The organism is Halorubrum sp. BV1, assembly GCF_000746205.1.
Classification (GTDB): domain Archaea; phylum Halobacteriota; class Halobacteria; order Halobacteriales; family Haloferacaceae; genus Halorubrum.
Map to the genome: position 1 here is coordinate 1 of NZ_JQKV01000034.1, position 1,073 is coordinate 1,073.

The following is a 1,073-nucleotide window of genomic DNA, read 5'->3' on the forward strand; positions in this document are numbered from 1 at the left end:
ATCGAGGTCGACACAGACGAGTTCGTCCGTGAGGTCAAAGCCACGGGTAGCGACACGGAGGTCGTCGTCCTCGACGGCGACGAGACCTACACGCTGGCGGAGTAGGCGTCGACGGCGCGCTGTCGGCGCCGACCGCCCTCGGCCGGGGCAGCAAGATTTAGGCCGCGACCGGACCAACTTCGGATCGCGATGAGCAAACAAGTCACCACAGTCTCAGAGGACGGCTACGCTTCCACGACCGAGGTCCGCGATTTCTCCGTCGACATCGACCCCGGCGGCGAGTCCGCACCCGACACGCTGGAGTCCCTGCTCGCTTCCTACGGCGCCTGCTACGTGCCGGCGCTGCGCGTCGGCGCGAAGCAGCGCGACGTGGGCGAACTCGGAAAGGTCGAACTCTCGATCACGGGCGAACTCAACGACGACGACAAACTCGCCAGCATCCACTTCGACATCGCCGTCGAGAACGACGTGAGCGAGGCCGACGGCGAAGAGGCGATCGACCGCGCGTTCGACCTCTGTAAGGTCCACGACGCGCTCAAGGGCGATCTCCACGCTGAGACGACGTTCGAAGGCGACGCTTTCTGAGCCGGCGACCGCCCTCGCGGCTCAGCTCTCGATTTTTGTGACCCGTTCGCGCTCTACCGAGGCTGCCTCCCGGTCGCGCCGGTACTCCCCGTAGGTCATCGCCTCGCCGTCACAGATGACGAGGTCGGTGCCGACAGGTGATAGATCCGGACCGCGATCGCGCGGCGGCGAGTCGCGGACGACGGGTGGTATGCTACTGGTACCCATACGTAGGGCTACGAGGGAGACTGGATAAGTCTTTGCCCAATACTCCCCTGAGAGCCCGTTTCGCGGCCGTTTTGGGGAGTGCCCACTCGGGTGAAGCTTTTTCCCCACGCGGGTGCCACCGCCACCCGTGCCGGCGCTTTCAGTCCACCTCAACCGAGATCGGCCGCGCGACATCGACGCGCCGGCGTCGTACGTGGCCGACGGGCCGTTCGACGTGGCCCTCGAAAACCACGGGGCGGGCTCACACGTCCACCTCAAACTGGACACGTCGCTCTCGCGAG

The 1,073-nt window shown here is 65.9% G+C and carries 2 protein-coding genes and 1 pseudogene; 2 read left to right on the plus strand and 1 reads right to left on the minus strand.

The features are described 5' to 3' along the window. Both EP28_RS14270 and EP28_RS11520 read left to right on the plus strand, forming a co-directional pair. A pseudogene (locus EP28_RS14270) lies at positions 1-105 on the plus strand (metal-dependent hydrolase); the annotation flags it as partial. Between the two features lie 84 nt (positions 106-189). Beyond that, entirely contained in the window at positions 190-585 is a 396-nt protein-coding gene (locus EP28_RS11520) for an OsmC family protein (RefSeq protein WP_049984160.1), read from the plus strand. A gap of 21 nt (positions 586-606) precedes the next feature. Here EP28_RS11520 and EP28_RS11525 read toward each other — a convergent pair whose 3' ends face one another. Beyond that, the gene (locus EP28_RS11525) at positions 607-792 is read right to left on the minus strand and encodes a hypothetical protein (RefSeq protein ID WP_049984161.1); all 186 of its coding nucleotides are present in this window, start codon (positions 790-792) and stop codon (positions 607-609) included. Positions 793-1,073 lie beyond the last annotated feature (281 nt).

Excerpts from the sequence above, each read along its gene's own strand:
- EP28_RS11520 (WP_049984160.1), top strand. The coding sequence starts at position 190 with ATGAGCAAACAAGTCACCACAGTCTCAGAGGACGGCTACGCTTCCACG.
- EP28_RS11525 (WP_049984161.1), bottom strand. The coding sequence starts at position 792 with ATGGGTACCAGTAGCATACCACCCGTCGTCCGCGACTCGCCGCCGCGC.